The sequence below is a fragment of the Bacillus sp. SRL543 genome (genome assembly GCF_984799205.1).
Window position 1 is genome coordinate 992,052 of the sequence record NZ_OZ481794.1, and the last position, 13,417, is coordinate 1,005,468.

Consider the following 13,417-nt stretch of genomic DNA (forward strand, 5'->3'; position numbering starts at 1 on the left):
GGGACCTGTCCCCTTGGCTTTCACCGGGACGTGGAACCTGTCCCTCTGTCCAGCCGGCGGCTGATGAAAGCCAGGGCTGAAGCGGCTAGAGCAGCGAGGGCGCCTGTCCAGGACAGGTGGACGAGACTTCCGGTTGAGACAACTAAGCCTCCCAGGGCTGACCCTGATGCAATTCCAATATTGACGGAAACGGGGGTCAGGGAGGAGGCAAAGTCCTTTGCTCCGGGAGCATATGTCTGGGCCAGATCCATGAAGTAGATCTGGATGGCGGCGTTCATAGCATAAAGCATGACGGCCATCAGCATGATGCTGACAAGTCCCCAAAAGGCTGAATGGATAGTGAAGTACAAACTGGCCAAAATGACTGCCTGAACAATGAAGACAAAGCGCAGCTTTCCAATGCCGTTGCTGCTTGCGATTTTGCCGGCCAGAATATTGCTGAAAATCGAGAAGATCCCGTAAGCCAGCAGGATGAGTCCAGTATATTTTGCGGGCAGGTTCATGCCATTTTCCAGGATTGGCGTTATATATGTGTAAATCGTATAAGTTCCTGTGAAACAAAAAATGGGCATAAGGAAAGCGAGCAGGATCCTTGGATAAGTGAACAGCTTCAATGAATCTTTCAGTGAGCTTTTTTCACTGGACAGATTCCTCGGCAATACGAGAATGCTGATGATCAGTGCTGCCGCACCAAGAAGGGCAGTCAGCCAAAATGTCAGGTGCCAGCTGTCCAATTGGCCGACAAAGGTGCCGATCGGTACGCCCATTACATTGGCAATCGTGAAACCTGCGAAGATCATGGCAATCGCAGAGGATCTTTTCGCGGGCGGCATGATATCACTGGCTACAGACATGGCAAGCGCGGTTAAAACTCCGCTGACCACAGCGGTGATGATTCTGGAAGAGAACAGAATCACATAGCTGCCTGACAAGGCGCTGACAATATTGCCGATGATGAAGATAGATATAAGGACCAGCATCAATGGATATTTTGGGAACCTGCTGACAAGCGCTGTCACAACAGGCGTCCCGATGGCATAGGCGATGGCAAAGCCGGATACAAGGGAACCTGCAGCTGCCACGGTGATGCCTAAATCACCGGACACCTCTGTCAGCAGGCCGACAATGACAAATTCACTGGTACCCATGACAAAGGTCAAAAGGGTCAAAGTGAAGATTAGTATTTTATGCTTTTTTAATAATGATGTACTTTCGGTGGTGCTCAAAGAATCACTCCTATAGTTTTTCTTGGTGCATGGAATTTTTATATAAATAGATATCTAGAATTATCGATATGAGTGCTGTGAAAAAAACAGAAATCGGTCCGAGCGACGCCCTAGATTTCTGTTTTTAGAAACTCAGCCAGCTGGCGGATCGTTTCTTCGTTTCTTCTGTAGTATGTCCATTGGCCATAGCGGACAGACTCCAGCAGACCTGCTTTTTGCATCATGGCTAAATAATGGGAAACCGTGGATTGAGAAGCATTTGCTTTTTCCTGTATATCCCCGACACATACGCCGCCCTCAATGCTGACCTCCTTAGGGAGATGCGATTGCTGCTTGGGAAAATTCTTCTCCGGCTCTTTCAGCCACTTTAAAATATTCACCCTCGTCTCATTTGACAGCACCTTAAACAATTCAATTGGTTCCATGCCGCCATTGTATATCGAATAATCTCGATATGTCAAGGGGGCCGGGAGTGTACCAGGGGGACAGATCCCTTGGCCCAGTCACTGCCAATCCGGGTAGGACTGTATGAAAGGGCATCTGTTTGATCATGTCTAGGGCTATCACTCTCCTGGTGATATCACAATGGCACGGTTCATATCAGGAAGATCGGAGAGAGAATTGAAAAAGATCTCTCGGGTCCGGGGTTTATCGAAACAAATCTGGGGAGTGGGAAGTCGGTTTTAAATGAGAGTGTGGAGAGCAAATAATGGCACACTATTTTTCGTATGTTTATTGCTTGTTGATTAAAGGTGAAAGATTTGACATTGTCTAATTTTAAGCTTCTATTTTATAATAGAATAAAGGGAGGTGAGAAAATGGCGGAAGAAAGATTTGACCGAATTGAAGGAATGCTTACTCAGCTGCTTACAAAGGTAGCCAATATGCAAACCGTTCAACAGGAGCACAGCAGGAAATTTGATTCAATTGAGAAGAAGTTTGATTCTATCGATAAGAAATTTGAATCAATTGATAAGAAGTTTGATTCTATCGATAAAAAGTTTGACTCAATTGAGAAGAAGTTTGATTCCATTGATAGACGCTTTGATGTCATTGAAGCAAGAATGGATAGCACTGATGCAAAAATTGATGGTCACCATAAAGAAGTAATGGACCGATTCAATAAATTAGAGCTGGATCAGGACTTTATTTGGGAAAAAGCTGCACGCAATGAAAGAGAACTGGAGCTTATTAAAAGGAGGCTTTCTTTATAATCTCTATTCGACACTTTCTTTACCCTCAGTAGATAGCTTTCTCTTAAAAAGCAATACTCCTCTGTTTTATCTCACTGAAATTTATTCCTCTACCAATAAAATATCAACACTATTAAGAACTACGAGGCTTTAATTGAATATAAAGTTTAATACTAGTTAAAAAAAAACTCCGCTTGGCTGATGGCAGCAAGCGGAGTTTTTGTGATTGTGATACTTAATTTTGGGCCATGGTACCTGTCCCCATGGTTTATGTCTGATATAATTATCATAATAGTCAAAAAACAGAGAAAAAAGGGTGGTAACATGCAAGATCTTCGCTATTTATGGGAGCCTTTTTTGTCCTATGGACAGTCGTTTGAGGTAGAGAAGAACAAAGTGGTTTATCACCAGGGAGAGGCTGGCCGGGGGATTTATTATTTAAAGAAGGGTGAAGTCAAGATTATGCTTCTCTCGGACTATGGTGATGAGCGAATTATCAATATAGTGCCGCCCGGAATGCTTTTTGGTGAGCATGGCATCCATGGAGAACCATACTTGACAAGCAGTACAACTACGAGTGCTTCAACTGTGTATTTTTTTTCAAATGATGTTCTTGCGACGATTTTCAAAGAACATTCGGATGCAGCAGGAATTTATACTGATTCACTCATCTATAAGTTTCGGACACTGGCGGAAATCATTGGACATCTGGATAGCCAGGTAGAACAGCAGATGGCTTTTTACTTATTGAAACTTGTTCGGGAAAACGGGAGTGCTTCAATGAATCAGACTGCTTTTGCAAAATATATCGGCACGTCCCGTATTACTGTGAACAAGATAATTCAAAAGTGGAAGCAAAATGAATACGTAGAACTTAACAAAAGAGAGATTGTGATTATAAATTTTAATAAAATCAGGGACATTGCTAGCAATCCACATGTGGAATAAATCAGCCAACCAGGTTTCTAAGGAAATCTGGTTTTTTTATATAGTATTTTCGGTTTTGAATTTCGACTATTCCTGCTTCCTGCCATTGCCTTAAAACTTTATAGACAGTAATTCTTGTGAGTCCGGTACAGCAGGCTAGATCCTGCTGGTTGAGCGGTATGTGATAATTCTTGAATTGGTCACAGATATTGTGGATAAGGAGAGCTAATTTTTGTTCTGATGTAAGCGCATTCAAATTTATGCGATCCAATAGGATTTTCATTTTGTGGATGACACTTTTGGAAAAAAGTTTAAAGAGTTCTGGGTGAGCGATCATCAACTTTCTGAACTCGCTGGCTGAGAAGTGGTAAACGACGGAATCTTTGACTGCTATGGCGGTAGTGAAATGAATCTTTTGATCTAATGATTGAACGCCCAGCAACTGATTAGGTATAACGATATTCAGCATATTTTCTTTTCCTGCTGCCGTTTCAGTGACTATTCGAACTAATCCTTTATGCAGATAGTAAAAGCCTTCACCGTTACACCCTTGTTGGTATATGTATTCCTTTTTCTTGAAGAATTGACGGGTTCCATGCTTTAGATAAGCATCCCAGTGAAATACATCTTCATAAACCGTAACCATACCATTACCTCCCCATTCTTTTTGGATACGAAGCTTTGCCATGATTCTTTTAATTACTATAATCATAGGGGAAATAACGTTTTTTCGCTATGGGTAGTTTGATAATTTGGACTCTTCAAATAACTAATTTTAAAAATATGTTAATTAGACTACAGTTACGTTCAAAATTTAGTATTACAATTCAAATTGAATTTTCAATCAACTTATTCCGGGAGGGTGTATATGGGAATTAGGACAGGAGCTCAATATATCGAAGCAGTTAAAGCACGTAAACCTGAGGTTTGGCTTTCTGGCAGAAAAGTAGAGAATTTGTTTGATGAGCCGGTGTTCAAGCAGCCGATCCTTGAAATTGCAAGGCTATATGATATGCAGCATGATCCGGAATATCAGGAGAAAATTACACATGTATGTGAGGAAACTGGCGAGAGAGTGAACAATGCATTTCTTGTGCCCAAGAGCTATGATGATTTGATAAAACGGCACAATGTTTTTGAAGCCTATGCAAAAGCGACATTTGGATTGATGGGCCGCACGCCGGATTTCTTGAACGTTGTGGTAACTTCCATGTACTATAACTCTGATTTTTTTGAAAAATACAACAAGGATTGGGCTGAGAATGTCCGCAACTACTATAAATATTTGCGTGATAACGACATCTTTCTGACTCATGCAATCATTAACCCGCAAAATGACCGCAGTAAAACCTCTCATGAACAAAAGGATGAGTTTACTCATTTAGGAGCTGTGAAGGAAACCCCGGATGGTTTAGTAGTAAGAGGAGCAAAAATGCTTGCTACGCTTGCACCGGTTACAGATGAGGTTATCATCTATTCATTCCCGGGATTTGCACCTGGAGACGAAAAGTATGCTTTGGCATTTGCAATTCCGATTGATACTCCAGGTCTTCGCATCATCTGCCGTGAACCGATGCAGGATGGTACCCGTTCCTTCTTTGATCACCCCCTTGCATCAAGATTTGAAGAAATGGATGCATTACTCGTATTTGAAGATGTTGTGGTTCCATGGGACCGGGTCTTCTTATATAACAATGTAGAAGCAGCTAATAAGCTTTATCCAATGACAGGTGCGGGTCAGCAGCCGGCACACCAATCTGGAGTCAGGGGTCTTGTGAAACTGGAGTTCGCTACACAAGTTGCTATGAAAGTGGCTGACACAATTGGTGTTGATGGATATTTGAATGTTCAGGACCAGCTTGGAGAACTTGCACAATCTCTTGAGTCCATCAGGGCTCTATTAAAGGTTTCAGAGTATGAGCACACATTTACGGATAAGGGTGAAGCAATGCCTGATTACGTAGCACTTGAAACGATCCGTGGCCTGCTGCCAAAAATGTATCCACGCGCAATCGAAATTATGCAGATCGTAGGTGCTGGGGGATTGTTGATGTCACCAACAGGAGCCGACTTTGACTCAGAAGAATTAAGAGGGTCAATAGATAATTACTATGTTGGACGCGAAGGTGTATCTTCCTTGGAGCGTGTAGGCATTTTCAAACTTGCTTGGGATCTGTGCGGCGAGGCATTTGGCCAGAGGCTGCTTCAGTATGAACGTTATTATACAGGAGATCCAATACGCAAGAGAGGGATTTTCTATAACAATTATAAGCGACAGGCCTCACTGGAAATGGTTGAAGAAGCATTAAAGGGAGTACAGCTGGACAATAAGAAAGCGCTTACAAATTAAAGTGAGTACATAGGAGGAGAATCCGGATGAATGCACATGTTTACACAAATTTAGAACTGGAGAAATCCATTGTTGCTATCGGTGCTTTTGATGGTGTTCACAGAGGGCATCAAACCGTCATCAAAAATGCGGTTCAAAGAGGCTGTAAGCTCAAGGTTCCAAGTGTGGTGTATACATTCGATCCTCCACCGCGTGTATTTTTTCAAGGAGTAAGAATGCTGACAACTGTAGAGGAAAAGTTGAGCAGAATTGAAAAACTTGGTATTGCAAATGCAGTGGTAGCCAGTTTTGATGAGGTGTATGCGAATGGAAGTGCCCATGAATTCATTCGTACATTAGCAAAGCTTAATCCAGTCGAAATTATGGTTGGCGGTGATTTTCGCTTTGGTAAAGACCGGATAGGAGATGTTGCGCTGCTTGAAAAATATTTCCGTGTGCAGGTGACAAAGCCGGTCTGCTGTCCAAAAGGAAGTCCCATTTCGTCAACCAGAATCCGCGGGCTCATTTCGGAAGGAGAGGTTGCTCTTTCGAATGCATTATTGGGGTGGCCTTCAGGAAACCAAGCAATAAAGTGATGGAGGTTTGCAGTAAACACTGGAAATTTAGTTTGCGGGACAGGAGGAAACAAGGTGAAATTATTAGGTATCTCGGGAACAATCATTGGAGCTAAAACAGGGATTGTCGTACGCAAAGTGCTGGATGAAGTAAAAAAGAAATATCCGGATATTGATGTTGAAATGCTCGATATGATGGATTACGATGTCCAGTTTTGTGATGGACGCGATCCATTGACGTATTCTGAGCATACGCAAATGGTGATAGAAAAGGTCTCTAACGCAGATTTCTACATTATCGGTACACCAATTTTTCAGGGCTCTATCCCAGGGGTGCTTAAGAATTTATTTGACTTGGTCCATCCAGATGACTTCCGTAACAAGGTAATGGGATTTGTCGCCAATGGAGGGACGTACCAGCATTATCTAGTGATTGAGAACCAGCTGAAGCCGATTGCCGGTTATTTCCGGGCATTTGTGGCACCGGGCTATGTTTATGCAAACTCTGATCATTTTAATCGAGAAAATGAAATTGTCGATGCTGACCTGCTGCAGCGTATTTCGCATTTAGCGGATGAAGTAGTGCATATGCAGAAATCTCTTAAAATCAGTATTGCAAAGGCTGCAGAGTAATATTTCATTTTATGGTTAAGTTGCCTGGCTATCTTTCCATTATCATGTATTCGTGATATTGAATATCACTAATCAAATCTATAAAAATTGAAGGGAGACCAACAAAAATGAAAAGCCAATTTGCTCCGATTAATCTATTGAAATTTATTGAGGAAAATAGAGATCAGCTTAAGCCGCCAGTTAATAATAAGGTGATTTGGAAGGATGCCGAGCTGATGGTAATGCTTTTGGGAGGGCCAAACAAGAGGCGTGATTTCCATGTTGATCCATCTGAAGAGATTTTCTATCAAATTCAGGGCAGCTGTTATGTTGAGGTTATTAATGCTAAAGGCAAACGCGAGGTTGTTGAGGTTAAAGAAGGGGAAATGTTCCATCTTCCCGCAAATGTCCCCCATTCGCCTCATCGGGTGCCCGATACAATTGGTCTTGTGATTGAGCGCAATCGTGATGAAGGAGAGCTTGAGGACTTCGTTTGGTTCTGTGACAAATGTGATCACGAGATGCACCGCGCTACCATTCAGCTAACGAATATTGAAGTTCAAGTGAAAGAAGCAATTGCCAGCTTTAACGGCAATGAGGAGCTGCGAAAATGCAAGAACTGCGGTTATCAGATGCCCCCAGAAGCGAGTGAGTGGAAATGCGAGTAGATTTTCATACACATATTATCCCGGAAAATTTCACTGAGCTCACAAAGCGCTTCAGCGGTGAGAAGTGGCCAGCGCTGGAGCGGACATGTGCCTGTGGCGCCAATATCATGGTTGCCGGCAAAGTATTCCGTGAGGTGACGGATCAAGTATGGGATGCAGAAAAACGCATCAAGGATATGGAGAGTGAAGGAGTCGACATGCAGGTGCTATCACCAATTCCTGTCACATTCTCGTATTGGGCTCCTCCCGAGGAAGCGGAAATTTTAGCCACCGTCCAAAACGATTTCATCGCTGATATTTGTAACCAATATCCAACAAAGTTCATTGGCCTTGGTGCGGTTCCTCTGCAAAATGTTGAAATTGCGATTCGTGAAATGGATCGCTGCAAGCATGAATTGGGCTTAAGCGGGATTGAGATTGGTACGAATGTAAATGGCATCAACCTTGATGATCCACGTTTTATAGAGTTTTTTGAAATGGCAGAACAGTGGGAGGTCCCGCTTTTCATTCATCCGTGGGAAACGCTGGGCAAGGAGCGTATGCCGCGCCATAACCTGATGTATACAGTTGGGATGCCGAGCGAGACTGCACTTGCTGGGGCAAGCTTGATTCTTGGCGGAATAATGGATAAGTTTCCTAAACTCAAGATATGTCTGGCTCATGGCGGGGGAGCACTCCCTTACCTGCTTCCTCGATTGGATCAGGGCTGGAAGGTTTGGCCGCACTTGCGTCTGCTGGAAAAGCCGCCGAGCTATTACGCAAAACAGTTCTACTATGATTCTTTAGTAAATGAACCGGTAAATTTAAATTATTTGCTTCAGAACTTTGGACATGAACGGATCATCATGGGTTCAGATTATCCTTTCCTATTGAGAGAAATTCCTCCTGGAAAGGTGATTGATGATACGCTCGATCTATCAAAGGAACAGACGGAGGCGATGCTCGGGAAAAATGCTTTGAAATTCCTGAACATCCCTGTAAAAGTGGGGAGCTGACTTGATGGAAAAGGCATTGATAACACCTGAAGAACGGATAAAAGAATTAGGACTAACCTTGCCTTCTCCCCGCCCTGCAGCAGGAAATTACGTGAGCTGTGTGAGGACGGGAAACCTGGTGTTCACCTCTGGGCAAGGAACAAATGAATATCGCGGGCGGCTTGGAGAGGATGTTTCTATAGAAGTTGGTTATGATGCCGCCAGACAATGCATGCTTAATTTACTGACGGTTGTAAAACAGGAAATTGGTGAGTTGAGCAAGGTAAAGCGAATTATTAAGGTGCTAGGATTTGTAAACAGCACTCCTGACTTTACTGATCAGCCTAAGGTGATGGATGGAGCTTCAGACTTGCTTGTTCAGGTGTTTGGAGAGAAAGGGAAGCATGGAAGATCAGCTGTTGGAATGGCTCAATTGCCCCTCAATAATGCAGTTGAAGTAGAGATGGTGGTTGAAGTTGAAGGCGGGGGGGATGTTTAGGATGAATCTGACTCAAACACAGAAAATTAAAGACGCAAAGCTTTTTATCGACGGTAAGTACAGGGATGCCATTTCCGGGGAAAGCTTTGATACGATAGACCCTTCGACGAATAAGAAACTTGCTTCGGTCGCAATGGCTGGTGTAGAGGATGCCAAGCTTGCAATAGATGTGGCTCAGCGCACCTTTGAAAGCGGAATATGGAGCAAAATGCCAATTGCTGAAAGATCTAAGATTCTATGCAGGATGTCAGATTTGGTTATGGAAAAGGTTGATGAACTTGCACTTGTTGAGACACTTGATGTTGGCAAGCCAATCAAGGAAAGCCGCGGATTTGACATTCCACGGGCTGCGGCCAATCTGCGTTTTTTTGCTGAAATGGCAAACTACATCCATCATGAGCACTACGATCAGGCTAAATATATGTCTTATTCAAAATATGCTCCTGCAGGCGTGACAAGCTTGATTATCCCATGGAATCTGCCGTTCATGCAGATGACTTGGAAGGCATCTGCTGCGTTGGCAGCGGGGAATACCGTGGTAGTCAAACCTGCCTCTTACACACCGCTGAGTGCCGTGATGCTCGGTGAGATAGCGAATGAAGCTGGGCTTCCGCCAGGCGTCTTAAACATAATCACCGGTCCCGGCGGTTCAGTCGGAACCGAAATGACGCGCAATCCATCTGTCCGCAGGATTTCTTTTGTCGGAGACAGTACAACTGGCCGGACCGTCATGCAAACAGCGGCATCCCAGCTTATTCCTGTATCCCTTGAGCTTGGGGGAAAGTCAGCGAATATTGTTTTTGAGGATGCAGATTTAGATGAAGCAGCTGCAGGTTCAATTGAAGCGATTTTCCGTAATCAGGGTGAGATTTGTTTGGCTGGCTCCCGCTTGCTGGTTCAGGAAAGCATCTATGATGTATTCCTGGAGAAAATTACAGCTGCAGCCAGGAAAATTAGGGTTGGCAATCCACTGGATGAGACTACTGACATGGGGGCTCTTGTATCCAAGGGGCATTTGGAGACAGTGGACGAATATGTGCAGCTTGGTATAACTGAAGGTGCAAAACTTGCAGCTGGCGGAAAGCGTGTTGAGTGTCTGCACGAAGGTAATTTTTATGAGCCTACTGTGTTATATGATGTTGACAATAAAATGAGGGTTGCCCAGGAAGAGATCTTTGGGCCGGTATTGACAGTAATTCCATTCAAGACCGAAGAGGATGCAGTCCGCATTGCGAATGACTCTATATATGGTTTAGCAGGAGTGGTTTGGACGAATGACCTGCGTCGTGCACACAGAGTCGCTTCCCATGTCAATTCTGGACTGATGTGGATCAACTGCTGGTACTACCGTGATTTGCGCACACCTTTCGGCGGTTCTAAAGCAAGCGGAATTGGACGTGAAGGCGGCAGGCACAGCTTTGAATTTTATACTGAAGCGAAGACTATCACAATGAAGCTTTGAAATACTGAGCCAAGAATATGTTTAGAGCTGGAGATCGAGCACAAGTGATTGTAAGTAATGTGCGGGATTAATATTCTCAAATTTTGATTGATTTTCATCATTATCGAGGAAAAGGAGGGGGATTTATGAGTAGTAGCGTTATTAGTGAAATTGCAGGTTCGCTGTTAGAGGCGGAGCACAGCAAGCGGGCTATTCCCCAGCTGACTAAGCAATATACAGACCTTAAAGTAACTGATGCATATAACGTCCAACTGGAAGTTTTAAAGAGAAAGCTAATGAATGGGCGCCATGTGATTGGTAAAAAAGTAGGTCTTACAAGTGTTGCCATGCAGAAAATGCTGGGTGTGGATGAACCGGATTATGGCCATCTGCTTGATGATATGAAGGTGGAGAATGGAGCGAAGGTCAATGCAGTCGATTTGCTCAGTCCTAAAGTAGAAGCAGAAATAGGATTCGTTTTAGGAGAAGATCTAAATGGACCTAATGTAACTTTCCTGGATGTTCTGATGGCCACTGAGTATGTTGTGCCAACTTTGGAAATTATTGATAGCCGGATTGCTGATTGGGAAATCAGCCTGATTGATACAGTAGCGGACAATGGTTCATCTGCAATGGTAGTTGTTGGAGAGGGTTCCACAGAAGTAAGCGGAATTGACCTAAGAACTGCAGGAATGATTTTATCCAAGAATAACGAACTGGCTGCAACTGGTTCAGGTGCGGCTGCACTAGGGCACCCTGCACATGCAGTCGCTTGGCTTGCAAACAAGCTCCACGAATTTGGGATTTCCTTAAAAGCCGGTGAGCTGATCCTGCCAGGTGCACTTTCTGCTGCTATTCCGGTTGAAAAAGGCGACACAGTTTCAGCTCAATTTGGATCAATCGGTTCTGTTTCTGTCACTTTTGAGTAGGGGGGATTCTATTGGTAAAAATTAAAGCGGCAATCATTGGTTCAGGCAATATTGGGACCGATCTTATGTATAAGCTTGAACGAAGCGATTTTATTGAACTTACAGCTATGATAGGGATAGATCCTGAATCTGAGGGACTTAAACGAGCCAGACAAAAAGGATATCTAGCATTCGATAACGGGATTGAAGCCATAAAGCAAAATCCTGATTTAGCTGATATTGTCTTTGATGCCACTTCTGCTAAAAGCCATGTTAGACACGCGAAGGTGCTTGAGGAATTAGGCAAGCTTGCGATTGATTTGACACCTGCTGCACGGGGGCCATTTGTAAGTCCGGCTGTGAAAACGGATGCCTATATGGAAGAGAAAAATGTCAATATGATTACATGCGGGGGGCAGGCGACGATTCCGATTGTATACGCCATCAATTCCGCAGCAGACGTCAGCTACGCTGAGATTGTGGCCACGATTTCGAGCAAGAGCGCGGGCCCGGGCACACGCGCCAATATAGATGAATTTACAATTACAACGCGCCGTGGCATTGAAGAAGTAGGCGGAGCCGACAGGGGCAAGGCCTTGATCATTCTGAACCCTGCAGAACCGCCAATCTTAATGCGCGATACAGTTTATTGTGAAGTGAAAAATATAGACAAGGGTAAAATTATTGGGTCAATTGAAAAAATGATCAAAAAGGTGCAGCAATATGTCCCAGGATACCGCTTGAAGCAGGAGCCAATGTTCGATGGAAACCGGGTAACCGTATTCCTTGAGGTGGAGGGAGCAGGAGATTACTTTCCTGTATATGCCGGCAACCTGGATATCATGACGGCAGCTGCAACGCGTATAGCAGAGGATTTTGCATGCAAAATGCTTGAAAAACAAAATGTTAAAAGTGTGTAGGTACTTATACTGCTGATAGATATAGAATAGTAGCGTTTAATGAGATCAAATCAATATTGAAACGTTAATCTATTAAAAAGCCAAAAGTGTCTAGTGAAAGGCTGGGTGGTTTTATTGAGGAGAAACAGTGACAAGCCGATTCAAATTACTGAGGTTTGCTTGCGTGACGGCAGTCATGTAATGCAGCATCAATATACTGAGGAGCAGGTCCGCAAGGTTGTGCGCGAGCTGGATAATGCAGGGGTGCATTATATTGAGGTCAGCCACGGAGATGGTTTGGGAGGATCAACTCTGCAATATGGAAGGTCGCTTGTTAATGAAATGAACCTGATAGAAGCAGCTGTTGATGAGTGCCGGCAATCTAAGGTAGCGGTACTGCTTATACCTGGGATAGGGACGGTCCATGAGCTTAAGCAGGCGCGTTCTCTTGGTGCGGAACTTGTCCGTGTCGCAACACATGTGACCGAAGCAGATGTATCAGCCCAGCATATCAGTATGGCAAGTGAGCTTGGGATGGAACCATTGGGATTTCTGATGATGGCGCATATGGCTCCGGTCAATAAATTGGTTGAGCAGGCCAAACTGATGGAAAGCTATGGAGCGAAAGCTGTATATGTGACTGATTCTGCCGGAGCCCTTTTGCCCAATGAAGTTCGTGAGCGTATTTCTGCATTGAAAGATTCTTTATCAATTGAAGTGGGATTCCATGCGCATAATAACCTGTCGCTTGCTGTTGCCAATACGCTGGTGGCGATTGAAGAAGGCGCTACCCGGATCGATGGCAGCATCCGCTGTCTGGGGGCTGGTGCAGGCAATGCTCAGACAGAGGTGCTTCTATCTGTTCTGGACCGCATGGGCATCAGGCTTGGTATTGATATTTATAAACTGATGGATGTGGCTGAGAATATAGTAGGACCAATGATTCCGAGGCCTCAGGAAATCAATAGGGGCAGCCTGGTGTTAGGGTATGCAGGTGTGTATTCCAGCTTCCTGCTGCACGCTGAGCGGGCTGGCAGGCGTTTTGATATTGATTCAAGAGATATTTTGATTGAGCTGGGCAAGCGAAAGGCGGTTGGCGGCCAGGAGGATATGATCCTTGATGTGGCTGCTGAACTGGCAAAAGCCCGGAAGTTGGAGGTATAGGA

Annotated in this window: 15 protein-coding genes; 12 read left to right on the forward strand and 3 right to left on the reverse strand. The window is 44.1% G+C overall.

The genetic code is table 11. The annotated features are described in order from the left end of the window. Positions 1-20: 20 nt before the first annotated feature. Complete coding sequence (locus AC4E8B_RS05165; protein WP_490217454.1) at positions 21-1,226, reverse strand: MFS transporter; 1,206 nt, start codon at positions 1,224-1,226, stop codon at positions 21-23. A 110-nt stretch (positions 1,227-1,336) separates the two neighbouring features. Continuing rightward, entirely contained in the window at positions 1,337-1,651 is a 315-nt protein-coding gene (locus AC4E8B_RS05170) for an ArsR/SmtB family transcription factor (RefSeq protein ID WP_411234404.1), read from the reverse strand. Between the two features lie 393 nt (positions 1,652-2,044). Between AC4E8B_RS05170 and AC4E8B_RS05175 the strand changes: the two genes are divergently transcribed. Both AC4E8B_RS05175 and AC4E8B_RS05180 read left to right on the forward strand, forming a co-directional pair. Then, on the forward strand, positions 2,045-2,440 hold the full coding sequence (locus AC4E8B_RS05175) for a hypothetical protein (RefSeq protein ID WP_490217456.1): 396 nt from the start codon (positions 2,045-2,047) through the stop codon (positions 2,438-2,440). 180 nt (positions 2,441-2,620) lie between these two features. After that, entirely contained in the window at positions 2,621-3,367 is a 747-nt protein-coding gene (locus AC4E8B_RS05180; RefSeq protein WP_490217458.1) for a Crp/Fnr family transcriptional regulator, read from the forward strand. 1 nt (position 3,368) lies between these two features. Here the strand turns inward: AC4E8B_RS05180 and AC4E8B_RS05185 are convergent, their stop codons facing one another. Continuing rightward, positions 3,369-4,034, reverse strand: coding sequence for a Crp/Fnr family transcriptional regulator (locus tag AC4E8B_RS05185; protein ID WP_490217459.1), 666 nt, complete (start codon positions 4,032-4,034; stop codon positions 3,369-3,371). Positions 4,035-4,214: 180 nt separating this feature from the next. Between AC4E8B_RS05185 and AC4E8B_RS05190 the strand changes: the two genes are divergently transcribed. The 10 genes from AC4E8B_RS05190 to dmpG all read left to right on the forward strand — a co-directional run bounded on the left by AC4E8B_RS05190 (position 4,215) and on the right by dmpG (position 13,415). Continuing rightward, positions 4,215-5,696 (forward strand): 4-hydroxyphenylacetate 3-hydroxylase family protein, encoded by a 1,482-nt coding sequence (locus tag AC4E8B_RS05190; protein ID WP_490217460.1) that lies wholly within the window; start codon positions 4,215-4,217, stop codon positions 5,694-5,696. Between the two features lie 26 nt (positions 5,697-5,722). After that, entirely contained in the window at positions 5,723-6,271 is a 549-nt protein-coding gene (locus AC4E8B_RS05195) for an FAD synthetase (protein WP_490217461.1), read from the forward strand. 54 nt (positions 6,272-6,325) lie between these two features. Further along, positions 6,326-6,883, forward strand: coding sequence for an NADPH-dependent FMN reductase (locus AC4E8B_RS05200; RefSeq protein WP_490217462.1), 558 nt, complete (start codon positions 6,326-6,328; stop codon positions 6,881-6,883). 107 nt (positions 6,884-6,990) lie between these two features. Next, the gene (locus tag AC4E8B_RS05205) at positions 6,991-7,530 is read left to right on the forward strand and encodes a 3-hydroxyanthranilate 3,4-dioxygenase (RefSeq protein WP_490217463.1); all 540 of its coding nucleotides are present in this window, start codon (positions 6,991-6,993) and stop codon (positions 7,528-7,530) included. Then, positions 7,521-8,525 (forward strand): amidohydrolase family protein, encoded by a 1,005-nt coding sequence (locus tag AC4E8B_RS05210; protein WP_490219512.1) that lies wholly within the window; start codon positions 7,521-7,523, stop codon positions 8,523-8,525. Before AC4E8B_RS05205 ends, AC4E8B_RS05210 begins: the two co-directional genes overlap by 10 nt. Before the next feature lie 4 nt (positions 8,526-8,529). Then, positions 8,530-9,003 (forward strand): RidA family protein, encoded by a 474-nt coding sequence (locus AC4E8B_RS05215; protein WP_490217464.1) that lies wholly within the window; start codon positions 8,530-8,532, stop codon positions 9,001-9,003. Between the two features lies 1 nt (position 9,004). Continuing rightward, entirely contained in the window at positions 9,005-10,465 is a 1,461-nt protein-coding gene (locus AC4E8B_RS05220; RefSeq protein ID WP_490217465.1) for an aldehyde dehydrogenase, read from the forward strand. A gap of 125 nt (positions 10,466-10,590) precedes the next feature. After that, a complete protein-coding gene (locus AC4E8B_RS05225) occupies positions 10,591-11,373 on the forward strand; it encodes a 2-keto-4-pentenoate hydratase (protein ID WP_490217467.1) in 783 nt (260 codons plus the stop codon). A gap of 11 nt (positions 11,374-11,384) precedes the next feature. Further along, complete coding sequence (locus AC4E8B_RS05230; RefSeq protein ID WP_490217469.1) at positions 11,385-12,272, forward strand: acetaldehyde dehydrogenase (acetylating); 888 nt, start codon at positions 11,385-11,387, stop codon at positions 12,270-12,272. Positions 12,273-12,386: 114 nt separating this feature from the next. Next, positions 12,387-13,415, forward strand: coding sequence for a 4-hydroxy-2-oxovalerate aldolase (gene dmpG / locus AC4E8B_RS05235; RefSeq protein ID WP_490217470.1), 1,029 nt, complete (start codon positions 12,387-12,389; stop codon positions 13,413-13,415). Positions 13,416-13,417 lie beyond the last annotated feature (2 nt).

Excerpts from the sequence above, each read along its gene's own strand:
- AC4E8B_RS05170 (WP_411234404.1), bottom strand. The coding sequence starts at position 1,651 with ATGGAACCAATTGAATTGTTTAAGGTGCTGTCAAATGAGACGAGGGTG.
- AC4E8B_RS05175 (WP_490217456.1), top strand. The coding sequence starts at position 2,045 with ATGGCGGAAGAAAGATTTGACCGAATTGAAGGAATGCTTACTCAGCTG.
- AC4E8B_RS05180 (WP_490217458.1), top strand. The coding sequence starts at position 2,621 with ATGGCAGCAAGCGGAGTTTTTGTGATTGTGATACTTAATTTTGGGCCA.
- AC4E8B_RS05185 (WP_490217459.1), bottom strand. The coding sequence starts at position 4,034 with ATGGCAAAGCTTCGTATCCAAAAAGAATGGGGAGGTAATGGTATGGTT.
- AC4E8B_RS05190 (WP_490217460.1), top strand. The coding sequence starts at position 4,215 with ATGGGAATTAGGACAGGAGCTCAATATATCGAAGCAGTTAAAGCACGT.
- AC4E8B_RS05195 (WP_490217461.1), top strand. The coding sequence starts at position 5,723 with ATGAATGCACATGTTTACACAAATTTAGAACTGGAGAAATCCATTGTT.
- AC4E8B_RS05205 (WP_490217463.1), top strand. The coding sequence starts at position 6,991 with ATGAAAAGCCAATTTGCTCCGATTAATCTATTGAAATTTATTGAGGAA.
- AC4E8B_RS05210 (WP_490219512.1), top strand. The coding sequence starts at position 7,521 with ATGCGAGTAGATTTTCATACACATATTATCCCGGAAAATTTCACTGAG.
- AC4E8B_RS05215 (WP_490217464.1), top strand. The coding sequence starts at position 8,530 with ATGGAAAAGGCATTGATAACACCTGAAGAACGGATAAAAGAATTAGGA.
- AC4E8B_RS05220 (WP_490217465.1), top strand. The coding sequence starts at position 9,005 with ATGAATCTGACTCAAACACAGAAAATTAAAGACGCAAAGCTTTTTATC.
- AC4E8B_RS05225 (WP_490217467.1), top strand. The coding sequence starts at position 10,591 with ATGAGTAGTAGCGTTATTAGTGAAATTGCAGGTTCGCTGTTAGAGGCG.